At 39.9% G+C, this 19,277-nt stretch carries 19 protein-coding genes; 13 read left to right on the top strand and 6 right to left on the bottom strand.

Features of this window, described 5'->3' with window-relative positions; translation table 11 throughout:
* The 4 genes from BROSI_RS02010 to BROSI_RS01995 all read left to right on the top strand — a co-directional run bounded on the left by BROSI_RS02010 (position 1) and on the right by BROSI_RS01995 (position 2,690).
* On the top strand, positions 1 to 792 hold the full coding sequence (locus BROSI_RS02010) for a tetratricopeptide repeat protein (protein ID WP_052561888.1): 792 nt from the start codon (positions 1 to 3) through the stop codon (positions 790 to 792).
* A gap of 87 nt (positions 793 to 879) precedes the next feature.
* On the top strand, positions 880 to 1,155 hold the full coding sequence (locus tag BROSI_RS02005) for a hypothetical protein (protein ID WP_052561887.1): 276 nt from the start codon (positions 880 to 882) through the stop codon (positions 1,153 to 1,155).
* A 146-nt stretch (positions 1,156 to 1,301) separates the two neighbouring features.
* Positions 1,302 to 1,898, top strand: coding sequence for a hypothetical protein (locus BROSI_RS02000; protein WP_052561886.1), 597 nt, complete (start codon positions 1,302 to 1,304; stop codon positions 1,896 to 1,898).
* Between the two features lie 45 nt (positions 1,899 to 1,943).
* Positions 1,944 to 2,690: a hypothetical protein gene (locus BROSI_RS01995; RefSeq protein WP_052561885.1), complete on the top strand. Its 747-nt coding sequence runs from the start codon at positions 1,944 to 1,946 to the stop codon at positions 2,688 to 2,690.
* Positions 2,691 to 2,732: 42 nt separating this feature from the next.
* On the opposite strand, the gene BROSI_RS01990 is transcribed toward BROSI_RS01995, so the two are convergent.
* The 4 genes from BROSI_RS01990 to BROSI_RS01975 all read right to left on the bottom strand — a co-directional run bounded on the left by BROSI_RS01990 (position 2,733) and on the right by BROSI_RS01975 (position 7,682).
* Positions 2,733 to 4,724, bottom strand: coding sequence for a M6 family metalloprotease domain-containing protein (locus BROSI_RS01990; protein WP_052561883.1), 1,992 nt, complete (start codon positions 4,722 to 4,724; stop codon positions 2,733 to 2,735).
* The gene (locus tag BROSI_RS01985; protein ID WP_157842318.1) at positions 4,708 to 5,154 is read right to left on the bottom strand and encodes a hypothetical protein; all 447 of its coding nucleotides are present in this window, start codon (positions 5,152 to 5,154) and stop codon (positions 4,708 to 4,710) included. The genes BROSI_RS01990 and BROSI_RS01985 overlap by 17 nt, the downstream gene beginning before the upstream one ends.
* 226 nt (positions 5,155 to 5,380) lie before the next feature.
* The gene (locus BROSI_RS01980; protein WP_052561878.1) at positions 5,381 to 6,136 is read right to left on the bottom strand and encodes an amino acid ABC transporter ATP-binding protein; all 756 of its coding nucleotides are present in this window, start codon (positions 6,134 to 6,136) and stop codon (positions 5,381 to 5,383) included.
* Positions 6,120 to 7,682, bottom strand: a complete 1,563-nt coding sequence (locus tag BROSI_RS01975; RefSeq protein WP_230400621.1) for an ABC transporter substrate-binding protein/permease — start codon at positions 7,680 to 7,682, stop codon at positions 6,120 to 6,122. Before BROSI_RS01975 ends, BROSI_RS01980 begins: the two co-directional genes overlap by 17 nt.
* A gap of 452 nt (positions 7,683 to 8,134) precedes the next feature.
* Between BROSI_RS01975 and BROSI_RS01970 the strand changes: the two genes are divergently transcribed.
* Positions 8,135 to 9,709 (top strand): DEAD/DEAH box helicase, encoded by a 1,575-nt coding sequence (locus BROSI_RS01970; protein WP_052561876.1) that lies wholly within the window; start codon positions 8,135 to 8,137, stop codon positions 9,707 to 9,709.
* 32 nt (positions 9,710 to 9,741) lie between these two features.
* On the opposite strand, the gene BROSI_RS01965 is transcribed toward BROSI_RS01970, so the two are convergent.
* Positions 9,742 to 11,445: a tetratricopeptide repeat protein gene (locus BROSI_RS01965; RefSeq protein ID WP_052561874.1), complete on the bottom strand. Its 1,704-nt coding sequence runs from the start codon at positions 11,443 to 11,445 to the stop codon at positions 9,742 to 9,744.
* Positions 11,446 to 12,198: 753 nt separating this feature from the next.
* Here BROSI_RS01965 and BROSI_RS18845 point away from each other — a divergent pair.
* From BROSI_RS18845 to BROSI_RS01925, 7 genes are all read left to right on the top strand, one after another.
* A protein-coding gene (locus tag BROSI_RS18845) for an IS3 family transposase (protein WP_420886058.1) occupies positions 12,199 to 13,351 on the top strand; the annotation gives its coding sequence in 2 pieces (ribosomal slippage) (positions 12,199 to 12,467 and positions 12,466 to 13,351; 1,155 coding nt in all).
* 215 nt (positions 13,352 to 13,566) lie between these two features.
* On the top strand, positions 13,567 to 14,337 hold the full coding sequence (locus tag BROSI_RS01950) for a hypothetical protein (RefSeq protein ID WP_052561869.1): 771 nt from the start codon (positions 13,567 to 13,569) through the stop codon (positions 14,335 to 14,337).
* Between the two features lie 345 nt (positions 14,338 to 14,682).
* The gene (locus tag BROSI_RS01945) at positions 14,683 to 16,488 is read left to right on the top strand and encodes a bifunctional DNA primase/polymerase (RefSeq protein WP_052561867.1); all 1,806 of its coding nucleotides are present in this window, start codon (positions 14,683 to 14,685) and stop codon (positions 16,486 to 16,488) included.
* Positions 16,485 to 16,865 (top strand): hypothetical protein, encoded by a 381-nt coding sequence (locus tag BROSI_RS01940; RefSeq protein ID WP_052561865.1) that lies wholly within the window; start codon positions 16,485 to 16,487, stop codon positions 16,863 to 16,865. The genes BROSI_RS01945 and BROSI_RS01940 overlap by 4 nt, the downstream gene beginning before the upstream one ends.
* 21 nt (positions 16,866 to 16,886) lie before the next feature.
* Positions 16,887 to 17,126, top strand: a complete 240-nt coding sequence (locus BROSI_RS01935; protein WP_052561863.1) for a transcriptional coactivator p15/PC4 family protein — start codon at positions 16,887 to 16,889, stop codon at positions 17,124 to 17,126.
* Positions 17,117 to 17,305: a helix-turn-helix domain-containing protein gene (locus BROSI_RS01930; RefSeq protein ID WP_052561860.1), complete on the top strand. Its 189-nt coding sequence runs from the start codon at positions 17,117 to 17,119 to the stop codon at positions 17,303 to 17,305. Before BROSI_RS01935 ends, BROSI_RS01930 begins: the two co-directional genes overlap by 10 nt.
* A gap of 4 nt (positions 17,306 to 17,309) precedes the next feature.
* Entirely contained in the window at positions 17,310 to 18,146 is an 837-nt protein-coding gene (locus BROSI_RS01925) for a DNA adenine methylase (RefSeq protein ID WP_082058971.1), read from the top strand.
* Between the two features lie 290 nt (positions 18,147 to 18,436).
* On the opposite strand, the gene BROSI_RS21220 is transcribed toward BROSI_RS01925, so the two are convergent.
* Positions 18,437 to 18,619 (bottom strand): DUF6722 family protein, encoded by a 183-nt coding sequence (locus BROSI_RS21220; RefSeq protein ID WP_052561855.1) that lies wholly within the window; start codon positions 18,617 to 18,619, stop codon positions 18,437 to 18,439.
* Between the two features lie 59 nt (positions 18,620 to 18,678).
* Between BROSI_RS21220 and BROSI_RS01915 the strand changes: the two genes are divergently transcribed.
* Positions 18,679 to 19,185 (top strand): hypothetical protein, encoded by a 507-nt coding sequence (locus tag BROSI_RS01915; protein ID WP_052561853.1) that lies wholly within the window; start codon positions 18,679 to 18,681, stop codon positions 19,183 to 19,185.
* The last annotated feature ends 92 nt before the right edge of the window (positions 19,186 to 19,277 follow it).

The following is a 19,277-nucleotide window of genomic DNA, read 5'->3' as shown; positions in this document are numbered from 1 at the left end:
GTGAAAAAGATACTCTTTCTTATTCTTTTCAATTTTCTGAACGTTGTTAATGGTTACAGCGCAGATAACTTTGGTGGCTTTGATGTGCATTATCAGCTGGGAAATGAGTATAATAAGAGCGGCATGATTGAAGATGCAATTGTTGAATATAAAAAGGCCATTGAAATAAATGCTGGTTCTGCTAAGGCTTATAATAATTTGGGCGTTGCTTACAGCAAGAAGAAGTTATTTGACGAAGAGATTTTTGCCTATAAAAAGGCGATTGAGTTAGACCGAAATTATAGAGATGCATATTTTAATTTGGGAATTGCCTATGGTGCAAAAGGAATGGTGGATGACGAGATCAGGACATATCAAAAAGTCATTGAACTCGATTCTGAGAATTTCGAGGCACTCTATAACCTGGGACATGCATATCGTGAAAAAGAAATGCACGATGAGTCTATTGCAGCATATAAAAGAGTAATCGAAATCGATCCAAATTATATTGACGCATATTTCAATTTAGGTGTTTCATACGGTAAAAAAGGTTTGTTAGATGATGAAATTCTGCAGTACAAGAAAGTACTGGACTTGAATCCCAATAGTGCCGAGGCACACTTTAATTTGGGGATTGCGTACGGTGAAAAAAGGATGTATGAGGAACAAGTCCGCGAGTACAAAAAGGCCATAGCCATTAATCCAAAGTATGCAAAGGCATATAAAAATCTTGAGTCGATTTATCGTGAAAAAGGGATGAAAGAAGATGCTGATAAGGAATTGTCCAAATATAATGATTTGGTGAAACATTGAAAATATGAACTCATGGAAGTGTGGAATGTTGTCTGTTTTGAGATAAGTTTCATAATGCTATAAATTAGAAATGGGGAGGAAATGCAAATGATAGATAAGCTGAATCAAATGATTACGGAAAAATCTGAAAAGATTATGACCAATCAAAAAGTCGAGGGATTTGTGAATAATATAGGGGGAGTGCTCTGCTTTGCTGGCGCTGTTGTATTTGGCATTATGTTTATTGTATGTGGCGCCAGTCTTATGAAGACCGGCAGGAATTATGTGGTAAAACCATCTGCAGAAGAAAAACATGAGGCTGAAGCAACATCTGAACCGGCCGCAACGGAAGAAGCAGCGACAACTGAGCAGAGTGCTGAATAGTTAAAGAAATATCTGGAGAAATCCTAAGATAAGTATCTGTGGCATTTCAGTAAACTTATGTCATTCCAAATAGAAATTGTGATTTTTTAGTAGTATTAAGAATTTCTCATAGAGCTACTGATTCTGTTTAAGGATGAAAATTTGTGATGAAAAAGCTATTCACGTTAACGTGTGTTTCCTGTCTGGTACTGTTTTTCTATATTTTAAAACCAGCTCATGCCATTTTTTTGCAGCTGACCATGGAGCAAATACAGGAAGCCATTGAATATTGTCAGAAAAATAAAAATGTAAGCATTGCAACCTTTTCAAAACCATGGACTATTTCTCTGGATAAAGGCTATGGGTCTGCAACGTTGTTTACACCTTTTCACAATGTTGCTTATAAGGCCAGAAAAGCCGCTGTGGAACATAGAGAATTTACCATGAAGGATATTCAGCAGGCAGTAGAAATTGGGGATGCGTTTACCTTTTCAGTGACGGTCTATGGTGATGATTATAATTTTTCAAAGTATTATTCTGCCAAGCTTTATTATCATGAGGATGTAATACAACCCGAGTTTGAGTTCATACCAGAATTAGCTGAAGCTAGCGAATTTTGGCCCAATCCCCCATGCCATTCAGCCCGCCTGGTCTTTAAATTTCCAACAAAAGGTGTTGATTTAAATTCGGTTATTACCTTGGTAGTTGTCGCTCCTGGCGGAGAAGAGACCTTGTATGATTTTGACCTTTCAAAGATGAAATAGGCATCTTTTACTCCCTCTTTCGAAAATAGAACAAAAGGATAATTTATGCAGAAAGGTATTCTATTAACTTTTATAAATTTGGGTATTGTCTCATTGCTAGTGGGATGTGCGGGGCTTTCTACAAAATCGTCCAGTATCCATGAAGAGCGTGTGGCATTGATCGACCAAAGAATGCAGGAGATTGAGCAAGGGTTATCGAATCTAAACAACTTTGCTCAAAATCTGGGAAAACGTGTTGAAGATCTTTCACAAAGGGCTGTAGATGCAGACGCAAATTACTCGAAGCTCCAGAGCGCTCTGGATGGCTTAAGTTCCAGGGTTGAGTTGAAGGATAGCTCGTATGAAACCATTCTTACTGAGACACAAAAAAATATAAGCGGTCTTGAAAAGAAACTAACTGAAATTGAAAAAGCAAAAATCGATTTACAAAACCAGCTCATGAGCCTTCAGACCCAAAGATCCCGTCATATTGGTTCGAAGATTGATCAACAAGCTGAGGCCATGAAAGAAGAGGCAAAAGAGATGGTTGTGCAGGGGAGAGAGATGATTAAAGAGGCAACGGCTGAAAGAAAATCAGAAGAAGATAAAAAAATTGAAGCGATAGCTGCAAATCATGAAAAAGAGGCAACGCAGAAGCTGTTGGATGATGCCCTAACTCTTTACAGAGAAGGGAATTATAAAGAAGCAATTGACAAATGGGAGAAAGTGCTTGTAATTGACCCTGAGAATCTTGAGGCAAAATTCAATATTGAAATAGCAAAAGAAAAGATTAAGTCTCTTTCAGAGAAATAGAATATTGTCTTGTCCCTAAACGAAGATATTTGCGGACGGCTATTAGTTTATCACCTTTATCGTTGTGTAAGTTTTCAATCTGCTTGCTTTGAATTGGGCTATTGACCTGCCTACCCGCCGAGCTGTAATCATAAATTTGGCATGACCGTTAGCATCTGTTACTGTATTTTGTGGAGAGATCAATATACGTGTCTTGCCAAGCTTAACCTTGGCCGTAACCAGCTCACCTTCAACCGGAGAACCATCCGCACAAATTACCGTTACCGTTACTTCACCGCTTTCCTTCTTATGGAGTTTCAGCCTGGAAGTGGACGCTGCTATCGAATCGGCTATGCATAGCGGTACAGTGATCTTGGCTGTCATTGTATCACCATAGGAAGAAACATCAGTAACTGAAATGTTTGTGTAGCTGCCATTTTTTAGTTTAGAATCAGGTATGGTAGAACCAGTGAAGCTTGTACTGTTTCCTGAAAAAAAGAACATATTCGTAGCGACCCCATAGGTATAAGTATCCAGCAAACTGTATCCTAGACTTCCTTCGTTGGCCTCTTCAACATCTACACCTTTATCATTTTCATCTGCGTTAATGGTATTAAAATTGGGCCACAGACCTGTTTTTAATTTATCTACGTGATAGATAACCAGTCCACCGTGCCCCGATACCCCGGTTTGCCGTTGAAATCCGGTATCGTAACCGGTAAACTGTCTATTTTCTAAAAGGAAATACTGATTTGAATCCGATGTATTAATCCGGAAAATGGAGACATTATTACCATCTGTGTTAGGGAAAGACACTGTCTGGGTGGAAGTGACCGTGTTTACTTCTACCCAGGAAAGATACTCTTTGCTCCATGCAGATAATTGAGTCGGGGAAGATCCGGGATTTGCCCCCAATGCCGCACCCCAGCTACCGGCGCCCATCAAATCAAAGTACCCGATGCCAAAAGAGTCTCCATTGCCCGTATCCGTGTCGTACAGGTCAGGTAAGGCAAACATCAGGTGTCCCAGTTCATGAGCCATGACACCAAAAGTAGCCAGATGGTCTCCGTGCTTTTCACCAAATTGTGCATACTGCTGTATCGTTTTGCCATCCACGATGGGATAACCGACACTATACATATACCACTGATGTGCCCACACAGAAGGTGAAGCGCTACTATAAGCCGCCTCGTATCCAGCGACAATGATAAGGATTGAAAGTTCTGTTGGTTCAATAATGCCGTCACCGTTATCGTCGTATAAGGAGTAGTTGATATAGGGGTCGGCAGCACGAATGGCATCTTTTGCAATCTGCTGATTTCTCGCATCAATAGATGAACCAGTGTTTGGGTGGTTGCCCTTTAACCGTAGCCATCCAACAAATCCGTCATTTGCCGTTCCGGATGTTTCTGTTGCGGGAGCAATTGTTACCAATGAATAAGATGTTTTGCTGTAATAGTCTGAAACGCTATCACTGGTCCCAAATAATAGTGGCTGGACCTGTCCAGTTCCATACTTAGCAGTCGTAGTAACGTAGTCAACACCAATAACCAGGAGAGGTATTGTTCCGCTTACTGATATATTTTTTAATCTATCTGACCCTGATTGAGAACGATTCGGGAAGGAAATATCCTGGTATAAGTCGGGTGAATCTGGTTTGATTATCGGAGTCCTTGGAGGACGCAATCTCTTTGGAATAGTTAATGAAGCGGGATCTACCTCTCCTACAAGTATTCGTAAGGGCGAATCTTGTATTCGGCCTGAATGGCCGTTTGTTCCTTTTTTTGTAAAACCCGTATCGATGGAAGGCAGGTAATACTCCCAATTGCCTGTCAACATATTCTGGTAAATTCCATATCCGTCTCTTGTTTCTACCCAGTTGTGCCATTCATCCCCACGTTGCCTTGCTTCAAAGGAGAAACCCGAAGGCTGGATCAGCTCAAAAAGGCCATCATATGCAGGGACGGCATATGATTTTAATGAAAAAATAGTCATGAGCAATAGAAGCAATGTCATGAAACACCAAAGTGATGTATATTTAATTTTTTGCTCCACTTTCAATTACCTCCACGAAGAATAAGGTCTGTCCACACTCATCTCCCGAAACACGAAGTATCACACGGACTTCCATTCCTATCTGAAAGGAGGATGGAATACCAATTTCGGAAAATATTTCAACTATCTTGCCTGCGTAATTATTGCCAAAGTTCGGATAATCTTTACATGGCTCTATCTTTTTAATTTGCAGGGAAAATTTTTGGATGTCTTTTGAAGCATGCTGAATATCGGTAATTACTCCTTTAACGATAAATCGATTCTCAATTACCGCTACTACCAATTTACTATTCTGATTTTCGCTGGCGCTATCAATCACCCTGGCAGGAAATACCGGAGGAACTGTCGTGTTTGACCAGTCAGTATTGATCGTTGAATATATGCCGGCATTATTTGCTATTTTCTGATAAAAGTCACAGATTTGTGACATATTTGGTTCAGCTTTACAAATATACCCAAACCAGTGAATTATCATGAATAGCATATAGGCTGGAATGTAAATGATCGCGTTCCGCATAGCTGTGAGAATGGAGGTTGGTATCTTGACTCTGTTACATTCTGCAAAATTGCCTTTTCGGTTTCATTGAAGCAAAGTAGCAAATTTATGAATTCATGTCAAGCATCATCAATTTTTCAAATGCAGGAGTGGTAAAGTATCACTTCATGAAACGACTGAGAAACACCTTCGTCCTGTCGCTTCTGGGATTGAAAAATAACTCCTTTGGATCCCCTCGTTCCACAATTTCTCCCTTCTCTAAAAAGATTACCTGTGTTGAAACGTCCCTTGCGAAACCCATTTCGTGCGTTGCAATTATCGTCGTCATCCCCTCCGATACCAGAGATTTGATAACCAGGAGCACCTCTTCAATCATCTCGGGATCAAGGGAAGATGTTGGCTCATCAAAGAGCATCGCGTCAGGCCTCATTGCCAGTGCCCGGGCGATAGCCACCCGCTGCTGTTCACCGCCAGATAGCTGTCCGGGATATTTTTGGGCTTTTTCTTCCAGATGTATCTTCTTCAGTAAAGAGAAGGCATTTGACTCGGCCTCAGTTTGTTGAATGCCTAATACGGAAATTGGAGCAACAGTTATGTTCTGAAGCACTGTCATATGTGGAAAAAGATTAAACTGCTGAAAGACCATTCCCAGTTTCCGTCGGATGTTTTTTACCATGACGGTTTCTTGTTCCTTATGGTAGCCCTGTTCATGAAAACCATAGAGTTTTTGACCATTGACAGTTATGGAGCCTTTTTGAAACATCTCTAATCCATTCATACATCTCAGGAGTGTGCTCTTGCCGCTGCCAGACGGTCCAATAATGGTAACAACACTCCCCCTTTCTATTACTAAATTCAGTCCTTGAAATAAGGGTTGATGATCATATTTTTTGAATAGATTACATATTTCTATCATGAGATTTTAATTTTTTTTCTAATTTTCTGGCATACAGTGAGAGGGGATAGCTCATGCCAAAATAGAGGAGCGCTGTAATAATTCCCAATATAAAAAAATCCATTGAGGCTGCTGCCAATATGCTATAACTCTTTGTGAGTTCCGTTATAGCGATGACGGAGACCAGGGAAGAATCTTTAAACAAGGCGATAAAATCATTGGTCATGGGTGGTATGGTGATACGGAATGCCTGTGGCAGAATGATTCGTTTTAAAGTCAGGCCTTTCGACATGCCCAGCGAAAGGGCTGCCTCGGTTTGGCCCCTATGGATGGCCTGAATACCCGCACGATAAATTTCGGCTTCATAAGCAGCATAGTTCATACCTAACCCAAGGATCGCAACGGCAAATGCACTCATGGCAATACCGATGTTTGGCAAACCATAATACAAAATATACAACTGAATAAGGAGCGGAGTTCCACGGTAGATCTCAATATAGGCCGTAGAAATCATCTGTAACCACGTATTCCCATATAATCTCATAACCACGAGAACAAGTCCCAGAAAAATGGCCAGCATCATAGACAAAATGGAGATACCTACGGTAACCAGCGCTCCTTTTAACAAGACAGGAAAAAACCTGGTTGCCGTCACTGGTGTCTTTTCCAAAACAGACGGAGGATCTTCAGTGTATTTTTGTAAAAGCTCTTTATGTGAAAAGAGCTTTTCTTGTGAGGCATTCCATAACCCCCAATGGCTATAGATTTTTTTTAATTCCCCCGATCTCGACAGTTTTTCGATGATTTTGTTTAATTCTTCGGCTAATGCTGTATCCTCTTTCCGGAGGGCGATGGCATAGTGCCCTTCACCCACCGGAGCGCCCACCATGCGCAACTGTGGGTTGGGCAAGGCATAATACGATGCAATGGGTAAATCCACAAAGACGGCGTCAATACGGTTTAAAGAAAGATCTTTGAAAGGTTCCACCTGCCCACTGTAAGTGTTAACGGCAACATCTCCCATTTCTTCGAGAAGATGCTTGGCCTCCGTGTTATACAAGGTTCCGACCTTTTTGCCCCGAAGGTCTTCCAAACGATTGATGCGATTATCTGATGCGCGGACAACAATCTGCAAAGCGTACCTATAGTACGGGCGGGTAAACAATACAGACTGTGCCCTATCCGGAGTAACTTCAATGCCATTAAGCGCTATATCAAAATCCCCTCGTTGGAGAGAAAGCAGGATGCTGTCCCATGAGTTCTGAAAGTGCTGTACCCTTACTCCCAATTCCCTGGCAATGGCCTCAACAAGTTCTACCTCAAAACCGATAATTTTTGACGGGTGAGCGGGATCGTGAAATACATACGGGGCTCCCCCTTCTGCATCAAATCCCCACGTCATCACTCCGGAAGTCTTTATCTTTTCAAGGGCATTTTGATACGCAAATGCGTTGGTTGTGGACAAATAAAGAACCAAAAAGCAAATCTGTAATAATACAAGGTGCCGGATTATAAAAAGTCTATAGTTCATAGCAATAAATATAAGCCATTCACGAAATCTTCTCAAGATAAATCCTTGAAATAAAAAGGAATTTAGGCTATAATTTGGTAGTTTTTCAGCTTATCTTTATTTAAAAGACGAACTTTATTATAGAGGAAGTGATTTTTACGAAAAGTTCTTGCGGAATAATAGTTACCTTCCTAACGGAAGCCTTAGTAGGCTGCAAAAGGACAAAACGGTTCTTGGTTTTGAATCGCATCTCAAAGAAAAACCCTTGAGTTTTTCAGATTCTCATGGAACGTTGACAGAAATGAGAAGGAATTCTCAAGGAAAAAAAGCCTCCTTATATCTATCCGGTAAGCATTCATTCTACTTTCCCACAATAAACTATAAGGTATATAGCCAGAGGGAGCCAAATCGATCTAAAATCTGTTTTAAATACAAGGCGGTCATTATATCAGTGCATTTTCCTAAAGCAATTGCAAGCACTTAGAAAATATTAAATTTGGAAGAATACTATGGAGAAATTAGAAAAATTTAGACTATTGGGTTTATCAGAAAGCACATTAGATGCATTAAGGAAAAAAGGCTTTGAAGAGCCTACCCCAATTCAGCAAAAGACTATCCCGGTCCTCTTGAAAGGAGAAGTCGATATTATCGGACAGGCACAAACAGGAACGGGAAAGACTGCTGCATTCGGACTCCCCATACTTGAAGGGATAAAAGAAAGGGCAAAAGCTATTCAGGCGCTTATTCTTGTTCCAACAAGAGAGTTGGCTATCCAGGTCTCAGAAGAGCTAAATTCTTATAAAGGAGAAAAACTGCTGCAGATAGCGCCTATTTATGGTGGCCAGTCAATAGAAGAACAGTTTAGAAGGTTGAAAAAAGGGATTGATGTCGTGGTAGGGACTCCCGGAAGGATATTGGATCATATAAAAAGAAAAAGTCTCATGCTGAAAAATATATCATATCTAGTCCTAGACGAAGCAGATGAGATGTTAAATATGGGATTTATTGACGATGTGGAAGAAATTATTAAAAATACCGGTTCTATGAAAAGAATGCTGCTCTTTTCCGCTACGATGCCAGAAAAAATAGTAAGTATAGCAGAAAAGTATATGAAAGAATATGAGATGATTGGAGTAAAAAAAGAGCAGCTTACAACAAATTTAACAGATCAGATATATTTTGAAGTAGCACCTTCGGATAAATTTGATGCATTATGCAGGATCGTAGATTTTGAACACGAATTCTACGGCTTGGTATTTTGCAGAACGAAGGTTGACGTTGATACTGTAGCAAATAAGCTTATAGAAAGAGGCTATGACGCAGAAGCGTTACATGGAGATATCTCTCAAAATCAGAGGGAAATAATATTACAGAAATTCAGAAAGCAAAGAATTAATATCCTGGTGGCTACAGATGTTGCCGCCAGGGGTATAGATATTCATAACTTAACGCACGTAATAAACTACTCCCTACCTCAGGACCCTGAATCTTATGTCCATAGAATAGGAAGAACGGGTAGGGCTGGAAAGGAGGGGACTGCTATAACTTTTGTTACACCTGATGAATATCGAAGGCTTATTTTTATTAAAAAGATTGCAAAAACTGATATTCGAAAAGAAAAACTGCCAAAAATAGCAGATGTGATAAATCAAAAAAAATCCAGGATAAAGATGCAGCTTGCAAATATCATTAAGTCGGAAGATATGAATGGATATCTTGAACTTGCACAAGAAATGCTGAAGGAAAATGAGGCAGGAAAGGTTCTGGCTGCCCTTTTAAAACATTCCTTTCAAGACGAACTTGATGAAAGTAATTATAATGAAATAAGGGATGTTTCTATTGACAGAAAAGGAACATCAAGGCTCTTTGTAGGACTAGGAAAAATCGACGGTATGACTCCCAAAAAATTAGCAGATTTCATAAAACAGCAAGCCAAAGTTTATAGAGAAAAAATAAAAGACATTCAAATATTTGATAAATTTTCCTTTATCACAGTCCCTTTTGAAGAAGCAGAAATAATACTGAATATTTTTAAAAAGAAAAAAGGTGGGAAAAGGCCAATTATTGAAAGAGCAAAAAGATAAAAAAGTTTATATACTGCTCAGCAATAAAAGAGTCACCGAATCTCTTGATGAGATTTCAATTTATCGCAAATGGCAAATTCCGATTCGGCCTCCACATGCATACCCTTTTCCTGGTAAAGCAAACCTAAATTTTTATGGGCATCTATATCATCCGCATTGATATCCAAAACCTTTTTATAGGCATCAATGGCCTCATCCTGTTTGCCGATCTTTTGATAAACAAGCCCAAGATTGAAAAAGGCATTCGCAAGATTTGGATCAATTTCAACCGCCTTTTCCCAGCAAGGAATGGCAGTAGTATGCATATCTTTCTTCGCATAGGCATTCCCCAACTTATAATATATATCTGCATGTTCGGGATACATTTCAGTGACCTTTTCCCAGGTTTGTATGGCCCTGTCTGTTAAACCCTGTATATCATAAACGTCAGCGAGACTGGTCAGGGCATCGTAATCGGTTTGATTTATTTCAAGAACTTTGTTCCACATAGAAACGGCCTTATCGAGCTTATTCTGGTTATAATATGCCACCCCCATGTTGAAGTATGCGTCCGTATTTTTAGGATTAAACTCAATGGTCTTCCTCCAGGCTGCAATTGATTTTTCATGTTTCCCCACAGTAGCATAGAGTTCGCCGGAATTGTAATATGCCTCTGCATAGTTGGGCTTGACATCGATGGCCTTGTTGTATTCTGACAATGCCTCTTCTAACATATCCTTTTCCGTGTAAACCTCACCGAGCTTAACGTGCGCCTCGGCAATTTTTGGATTAAGCTTGAGCGCTTTTTCCAGGGAGGCTACTGCATCGTCAGGCCTGCCTTCTTCGCTATAGATGAGTCCAAGGCTATAGTGTGCTTCTGCAAATTTTGGTTCTAATTCCAACACCTTTCTAAAAGCATCCGCTGCCTCACGGAGATCACCCTTGGCATAGAGCGCAACCCCCAGGTTATTAAAAGCCTCAGTATAATTTCTATTCAACTGAATGGCAGATTTATGTTCGATGATTGCCTTTTCAAGATCGCCCCGTTCATAATACAGTATGCCGAGATAGTTATGTGCACCGGCATCCTTGGGATTTAAAACAATTGCCTGCTGAAACGCATTCATGGCCTTGTCAATGGCTTTCTTTTTATAATATGCCAACCCCATGATGAAATGGGCATCCGCTTCTTTCGGATCAAGTTTGATTACCCTTTTGAGACAGGCAATGCATTCATTCATCATATCTTCTTCATAATAGAGAAGCGCCAAATTATAATTTGTATCCGCTACGGAAGGATTCAGTTCAATGCTCTCTTTAAATGCTGAAACAGAATCAGTAAACGCTTTCTTCTTTTTGTAGGCAAGACCAAGGTCGTTGTAAGCATCTGCTCTTTCCGTTGTTTGATTTGGTTTATAGTAAGATATGGCTGCAAGCAACTCAGCAATGGCTTCATCCAGTTTGTCACTTTCATAATAAGCCTTTCCCAAATAATGCCGCAATTCACCATCTTCTTTTATTCCTTCAGCAGCCAGCTTCAATTCCGCCAGGGCATCTTCAATCATTCCTTTATCGAAGGAGGAAATCCCCGCGGTTTTGTGCTGTTCAGGTGTAGTCGCTCCAGTGAGCTTGTCAGTAATAGAATTGAGATACGCCCTTTTGGGCTTCTTTTCTGCCCTAGCATAATAAGGGGTTCTGCATGCTATTGGGAGAGTCGCCAGTAAGAGATATATCCAGAATCGTTTTTTTCTGTTCACGATATTTTAGGAGTCAAATAATGGACGGATTATTACTATGTTATATCCCGTCGCGAAAAACCTTATATCTTGAGTATTTAAAAATTCAATTTATCAAAGTAGTATCTTAATGTCAAATAGTTATTTCCTGGCAATTTATACAGTTTTCCATGTATTCTTATGCTTTTCGATTTTGCTTGATTCTATCAGTGTTCTTAAGTCATTCAAGGATTTTTAACTCTTGTCTCTTTTCGCCATTTTTGATATGTTTTTATGATTAGGTACGACATAAGTACGACATGAACAAGGGGGGGCTGGACATCACACGCATGGATATTTCTATTATATCCCCCTGTGATAGGAATACAGCAAAAAGGGTTTTGAGCGAAAAATTTTCGCATTTCAGGACTTTGAACAATTAAGGGATAGGTTGGCCGACCGACAAGTCCATTTCCCTAGATGGATTTCCCTTAATCATTTTCTAGGGCTTCTTACTTTAGGGGGTAACATGAGCACACCAAAAGGCACACCGGAAGCAAAGAAAGCTTTTGAACCTATTCAAGGGGATTTTAGAATTTGCAAACCTTCCTTTTAAAAAGGGCGTTCTAAGTGCTTTCAGACCAATAGTAAATCCTCTTAAGAGAACACCTACCAAAGAACCTGAACCTATAATGTACCCCAAAAACTGGACAGTATGTTAAGATAGAAAATCATGCCTGGCTAAAGGCAGGCATGGAAGAGAAAAAGGTTTGGAAAGGGGGTATAAAATAAGAGGTGGAGAGGAAGCAATATAATGGGGAATTTAAGGCGAGAGTAGCGATAGAAGCGATAAAGGGGGAGAAGACTGCAAACGAGCTAGCAGGGCAATATGGGGTACACCCAACGCAGATAGCACAGTGGAAGAAGCAGGTAATAGAAGAGATACCGAGGATATTTTCGCTGAAGAAGGTGCAAGATGCCAGAAAGGAGGATGAATTGCGTGCGTCGTTGTACCAGCAGATAGGGCAATTGAAGGTTGAACTGGATTGGCTGAAAAAAAAAGTTGGGATCAACGGTTGAGGAAAGGAAGAGGTTAATAGAGCCAGAAAATGAGGAGATAAGTGTAAGTCGGCAGTGTGAGTTACTGGGGATATCCCGTTCAGTCTTTTATTATAAGGCGATTGGTGAGAGTGCATATAATCTTCAATTGATGAACCTGATAGATGAGTATTATACGGGGTATCCGTTTTATGGGGTAAGGCGGTTGACGGCATGGTTAAGAAAGGAAGGGCATGAGGTAAACCCTAAGAGGGTAAAACGGTTAATGAGGAAGATGGGATTATATGCGATCTATCCGAAGCCTTGGCTAAGTAAAGGAGGTGAAGGACACAAGAAATACCCATATTTACTCAGAGGATTGAGTATAGAGTATCCAGATCACGTGTGGTGTGCGGATATAACGTACATACGGCTCAATCAGGGGTATGTATATCTCATGGCAATAATGGACTGGTATAGTCGGTATGTGCTGTCGTGGGAGACATCAATAACCCTGGATGTGGGATTTTGTCTGGAAGCATTAGACAGGGCAATAAGGAAGGGATGCCCTGAGATATTTAACACGGACCAGGGATCGCAGTTTACGAGCAATGCGTTTACTGGGAAATTAGAGGGAGCCGGGGTAAAGATCAGCATGGATGGAAGGGGACGAGTGTTTGATAACATTTTTATAGAGCGTTTGTGGAGGTCGATAAAATACGAGGAGGTGTATTTAAAAGACTATAAGACGGTAAGAGAGGCAGTGGATGGTTTAAGGAGGTATTTTGATTTTTATAACAACGAGAGATTACATCAGTCGCTTAAATACAGAGCGCCAGCAACGCTGTATTGTAGTAACAAAAAGGCACGGAAAGGAGAGATGGTAAATACTCTTGAACTGACCGGGTAAAAATGGCAAGAAAGCAAGAACGGAGAAATGCACGGCGGATGAGCAGAAAAACTCCATTCCGCTCCGCTCCATTCCGTTTTCCTGCTCATCAAATAATTAAAAGATACTTCGCATAAACAATACTAAAATTCTATCTTATTTTTATTAAATAATTGTCTAGACAATGGGGTACACCTTAACCATTAAACGACTTATCGGCAGAAACAATCAAATCTTTGACAGAATATTATAAGGGGCTAGGGTACACCAGGGATGCTATAAATAGGGCTATTGCAGAACATAAAAGTAATCGTGGAGTTGTTGATCATAAAGGTTATTCGTGGATTACAGAAAACGGCAAACCTGTATTTGCTGGTCATGGCAAGTGCTATCCTACAGCAGAGGAATTTAATATATTCCTGGGGAAATACGGATTCCCACCAACAGGTAAAGAATTTGAATTGTGGAATAAGGTGTTTTATATCTTTTCATACTTGGCAAGAATAAATATGGGGATTGAGCTTAGTGAATACGAAGAAAGCCCATATCTAATAGGTGAGTTTCTCAGGAAATACGAAAAAGACAATCGGGTTAGATTTGGTGGTAGTCTAGAAAGCACAATATGCGCCTGTATTTATGGTTTTTGGGAAAAGCGTAAAGACTTACACTCACGTTTAAAACAATGCAAATGTTGCGGAACATTTTGGATTGTAGAAAAGCGTAAAGGCCGGGGTAAACCAAAGAGTGTTTTTTGTGATGAGGTTTGCGGGAAAAAATTTGGTGAATCGTCCAGAGAAGACATTAACAAACGTGTCAGCACGGGGAGAGATCGCAATAAGAGAAATCGACAAAAAGCAGACATTCAAGAGTTTGAAAAATGGTTAATAGACAAAGAGAAATTCCTACCAAGAGAAGCTAAGGAAAGAGCATATAAATTGGTATATGAGTGTGGAGAGACTTTTAGGAATTATAAAAGGAAGACAAGCTTGAAATACGGAATTTCATAAAAATTTCTTGTCTTATGCGGTGTTTAAAGGGGGATGTATGTAAATACCGAATTCGTGAATAAAGAAATTACCTGGATGTAGTTTCATTTAAGCAAAGCAATAAATATCATAGGTCACAGTTGCGGACAAGTGTTTGTTCGTAATTTGTGACCTTTTTTATTTATGGGGGAAAAATGGAAGGCTATCGACATTTGAACATATTAATCAGTGGGAAAACTTACAACGCATTAAAGGAGACCAGTTATAAACTTGGCAAGCCAATTAGTGAAATAGTGCGAAATGGAATTACTCTTGTTTTGAAAAGCAAAGATTGCAAATGTTCTGAGAGGAGCGGGAACGGATAAAATGAAAACTCTTGAAATGGCTTTTTATTATCGTTCAAAAAACTTTTCGGTAATACCGCTTGTCCCGAAAGATAAAAAACCTTTAATACCCTGGGCTGAATATCAAAAGCGTTATGCTACGGATGAGGAATTGAAAGAATGGTTTGGAAATGGCAGCCAAAATAATATCGGCATCGTCACTGGCAAAATATCAGGGATTGCAGTTATTGACTTTGACACCCCGGAAGCCGTCCAGTATGCAAGAGAAATGAACTTTCCCGAAACCCCATTGGTAATGACTAAGAAGGGATTTCATGCTTATTATAAATATAAAGAAGGCATAAGGAATTTTCAAAAACGTGATAACCTACCAGGGACTGACCTTCGGGGTGACGGTGGTTATGTGGTAGCTCCACCGTCCGTGCACTTTTCGGGATGCCAATATATGTGGGTGAAATCGAAAAGTCTTGATGATTTGCCTTTAGCAGAGTTTCCAGAAATAATTTTGGCTAAAACACCAGAGGATAAAACGCCATTGAAAGAACTCTACCGGGGGGCTACAAAGGGCGATCGTAATACTACCCTTGCAAGACTTGTGGGATCATGGGCAAGGGACGGTCTTACCTTCGAAGAGTGTTTGGAGAACGCAAGGTTATGGAATTTAAAAAACAATCCGCCATTGTCGGTAAAAGAGATTGAGCAAACGGTAAGGAGTATTTTCGAAAAACACCAAAAAGAAAGACCAGCAGCAATGGTGTTAACGCGTTTAGACAGTTTATTTCAAGAGCCTGAAGAGGTTACAACTTGGCTGGTTGACAGGTTACTCCCTTCTGGCGGTTTTTCTGTATTGGTGGCAAAGCCAAAAGTTGGGAAATCCACACTTGCTAGAAATTTGGGGCTATGTATTGCAAGAAATAAGCCATTTCTAGGCAGAGACGTTAATCAAGGTGCAGTTATCTATTTGGCTTTAGAAGAAAAGCGGTCAGAAGTAAAAAGACATTTTCAGGTTATGGGAGCAAGCGGCAAAGAGGAAATTCACATTTATGTTGGGGGAGCACCTGCCGATGCCATTAAACAAATCGAATCATTAAAACCATTGCTTTTAATAATAGACCCCTTATTTCGTTTGACAAAGGTTAAAGATGGGAACGATTATGTCCAAGTCACAAATGCTTTAGAGCCCTTATTGCGATTATCTAGAAATACCGGAACTCACGTCCTATGTGTTCATCATGCCAACAAAATGGATAGCCAGGATGGTAATTGTGTTTTGGGTAGCCAAGCAATCTTTGGTAGTGTCGATACTCTTATGATAATGGGACGTCACGAACATTATAGGACAATTAAGACGATTCAGAGGTATGGGGAGGATTTAGAAGAAATTATATTAGGTTATGATAAAACGACAAGGCGTCTCGTTTTTGGTGGTAGCCGACAGGAAGAGGATATTAATTTGTCAAAAACGGCAATTATTGAATTCTTATCAGTACAAGCCGAACCGGTTACGGAGGCAGTAATCATGGATGGGGTTGAAGGCAAAACTGTTAACAAAAGAAAGGCGCTTCGGGAAATGGTTGGGAAAGAGGTTAAGCGAGACGGAAAAGGGGGCAAAGGCGACCCCTTTAAATATTCTTGTTCCCTTGTTCCCGGTATATGTTGGGAACATGAAAACAAGAACCCCGAAACGGCTGGATACCCGCATAAAATCAAGGATTATTCTTGTCCCCAAAATTCTGCAAATTTTCAAGAACGGGAACAAGAATTTTCGGTAAAAAATACAGTATCGAACGAACCTATAAACCTTGATGATTTGGGGGTTGAACTATGAGATACGAAGTAACGACACCTTTCACAGTCAAAACAAAACAGGGCGATTTAAACTTACATCCCGGACAGGTAATCACCATTGCAGAGGAAAAGGCCTTAAAGCTTATCATGGAAGGCAAGATTAAAACGATAGGCGAGCCTATAGGTGAGATTTCGGCAGAGAAAGAGTCTTTAAACGAGAGAATGTGCATCATGGGCGAGAATTGCGAACCCGGACAGACCGAACCGTATGTCACCGATTCCGGGGTGTTGGTCATTCCCTTTAATAGTCACAGGAAATACCATTACTGGAACGGCGGTCAATCTGTATGTGACACCTTAAAAGAAATTGGCCGATGTGACTTAATCGACAAATACAAATCATTTTATTCTAACTAAAACTTTTATTTAGAGGTATTTATGACAAATGAACAAGGTGTTAAATTTGGTGAAATTCAGAAGAAAGAAGGCGAAAAGGTAGTGGTATCCATGAAGGAATACAAAGGGTTTGATTACTTGGACATACGAACATATTTCCTAAATGAAAAAAATGAGTGGTGTTTCACGAAAAAAGGCATAACGTTACCACCGGGCAAGGTGGATATACTTATCGGATTACTCAATAAGGCAAAACAAATGGGGGTAAAAGAATGCAAATAGATAATAACAGACTTCTAAACATGGATGAAGCGTCTAGCTTGTTGGGCATCAAGAAAAATACATTATACCAAATGGTAATGCGCAGGGAAATAGCGGTGGTAAAGATAGGCAAGCTAAATAGGTTTCGGCCAGAGGATTTACAGGCATTTATCAACGAGAATCTTACCGAGCGGATATAAACGTATGAATGTTGCCTTAAGGAGTCCTGTTAATCGCATGGGCGGGAAATATTTTCTGGCAAGCTGGCTATCTCAGCATATACCACAGCATACCCTTTATTGTGAACCCTTTTGCGGCGCCGGACATTTACTCTTTGGAAAAGAACCGTCTCAGGCGGGAGTTATAAACGATATCGATAATTATTTGGTAACCTTCTTTAGGGTCATTCAGGAACCGGGGAAATGCCAAATGTTGACTAACCTTTTAAACTATATGCCATATTCCCGAAGTTTATGGCAAGGGATAAGGGCAAACTGGAAACAAGGCAATATCCCACAGGACGAAATTGAGCGTGTAGCACAGTGGTATTACCTAAACAGGACATGCTTTTCAGGCGATCAGCTAAGGGGTGGCTTTGCTGTACCTTCTACCACCGGACGTAATCCAATAACAAGCTTTCGGAATACTATTGAGACCTTTGACATGGTTGCAGAACGTCTCAGAAACGTTTGTATTGAGTCCTTAGACTATACCGATTGCATTAAGCGATATGATTCAGAAGACACCCTGTTTTTTTGCGATTCACCTTATCTGAATTCAGAACATTATTACGGCAAGGATTCCTTTAGCCAGGATGACCATTACAACCTTGCAGAGCTATTGAACAAGGTAAAGGGCAAGGCTATGGTTTCACACTATCAGAATAGCTTATATGATGAATTATACAAGGGCTGGAATAGATATGAATATCAATCGTTCAAGGGATCCCATAAGTCAGAAGGTGAGGAAAAGCCAAGAACCCAAGAGGTCTTATACTGCAATTTTCAATCCGTAAGGACACGGAGTTTGTTTGATGGGTAACCTGTATGATTTTCTAACGTGGCTGATGTGCTTTGAGCTTTTGCGGTGGATTCTTTTCGGGCTGTATTGGTCAAATTAGCCGTGTTTGTGCTTTTCGTGTCTTGTGATATAGAAATACATTACCCACAAGGCAACAATTCCTACACCAAAGATTATTAAAAGGTTGGTTTCATTCATTGTTAAATCAATGGGTGTGCTTTTTCTTCCGTTCCTGGAAATAATAAATACCAAAGCCGATAAGCGTTATTGCGATTGCCAATATGAAAAGTAAGCTAAGCGAATCCATAACGTTATTCCTTTCTAAGTTTATAGGCTACGATAAAAAAGATTATTGATGCACAGACACCAAAGAGTATATGAAACCAGAGAAGTCCTTTTGGTGAAATTATACCACCAATGATAAGACCTGTATATGTAAGCTTTGCTAAGTCATACAGAAATTTAACAACGTCTTCTCTTTGTTTTTCATTCATATTTTGAATACATTATACCACATAACAATAAAAACAAAACAGTAAAAAGAGGTAAAACGATGACTGAAAACAAATCCAATGAAACAATAAAGGCTATTCAGGCCGAAGATGTTGACATCATTTCACCCAGTGACGGCATTAACAGAAATAACAAAGATATTCCACTGGCAAAGATTATTGAGCTTCGGCGCAAGAATTTGTCACTACAACAGATAGCTGACATCCTGAAATGCTCAAAACAAAACATTTGGCAAAGATTGCAGGATTGCGAGGAATTTGAGGGATTCAGTAAAGACACTGCAACACATTATGAGGTCTTACAACATAGGATATATAAAAGCATTACCGAAGAAGATATAAAAAAGACTCCATTTGCTCAACGTATTGTGGCTATGGGTATTTTGGAAGACAAGAAGCGATTAATCCGGGGGCAAAGCACTGAAAATATAGATCAATTTACAATCCAGACATCCTTAGAGGAAATTCGTAAACGCAAAGAGGAACTTTTAAAAGAGCTACAAGTTAAAGATGTCACAGAAGAAATTAAAAGTCATGAGAACAGGTAAAAAAATCCTTGCATTAACTGAAAAGGTACGATAACGTACGGAAAACAAGGCGTTGGACGGAACGCATGAATATAATACGATGATTATATCAG

The sequence above is a fragment of the Candidatus Brocadia sinica JPN1 genome (assembly GCF_000949635.1).
In the GTDB taxonomy this organism is placed as follows: Bacteria; Planctomycetota; Brocadiia; order Brocadiales; family Brocadiaceae; genus Brocadia; species Brocadia sinica.
Note: the sequence above shows the minus strand (reverse complement) of the source record. Positions and strands in the feature narration are given on the sequence as shown.

Excerpts from the sequence above, each read along its gene's own strand:
- BROSI_RS02005 (WP_052561887.1), top strand. The coding sequence starts at position 880 with ATGATAGATAAGCTGAATCAAATGATTACGGAAAAATCTGAAAAGATT.
- BROSI_RS02000 (WP_052561886.1), top strand. The coding sequence starts at position 1,302 with ATGAAAAAGCTATTCACGTTAACGTGTGTTTCCTGTCTGGTACTGTTT.
- BROSI_RS01995 (WP_052561885.1), top strand. The coding sequence starts at position 1,944 with ATGCAGAAAGGTATTCTATTAACTTTTATAAATTTGGGTATTGTCTCA.
- BROSI_RS01985 (WP_157842318.1), bottom strand. The coding sequence starts at position 5,154 with ATGTCACAAATCTGTGACTTTTATCAGAAAATAGCAAATAATGCCGGC.
- BROSI_RS01980 (WP_052561878.1), bottom strand. The coding sequence starts at position 6,136 with ATGATAGAAATATGTAATCTATTCAAAAAATATGATCATCAACCCTTA.
- BROSI_RS01970 (WP_052561876.1), top strand. The coding sequence starts at position 8,135 with ATGGAGAAATTAGAAAAATTTAGACTATTGGGTTTATCAGAAAGCACA.
- BROSI_RS01945 (WP_052561867.1), top strand. The coding sequence starts at position 14,683 with ATGAAAACTCTTGAAATGGCTTTTTATTATCGTTCAAAAAACTTTTCG.
- BROSI_RS01940 (WP_052561865.1), top strand. The coding sequence starts at position 16,485 with ATGAGATACGAAGTAACGACACCTTTCACAGTCAAAACAAAACAGGGC.
- BROSI_RS01935 (WP_052561863.1), top strand. The coding sequence starts at position 16,887 with ATGACAAATGAACAAGGTGTTAAATTTGGTGAAATTCAGAAGAAAGAA.
- BROSI_RS01930 (WP_052561860.1), top strand. The coding sequence starts at position 17,117 with ATGCAAATAGATAATAACAGACTTCTAAACATGGATGAAGCGTCTAGC.
- BROSI_RS01925 (WP_082058971.1), top strand. The coding sequence starts at position 17,310 with ATGAATGTTGCCTTAAGGAGTCCTGTTAATCGCATGGGCGGGAAATAT.
- BROSI_RS21220 (WP_052561855.1), bottom strand. The coding sequence starts at position 18,619 with ATGAATGAAAAACAAAGAGAAGACGTTGTTAAATTTCTGTATGACTTA.
- BROSI_RS01915 (WP_052561853.1), top strand. The coding sequence starts at position 18,679 with ATGACTGAAAACAAATCCAATGAAACAATAAAGGCTATTCAGGCCGAA.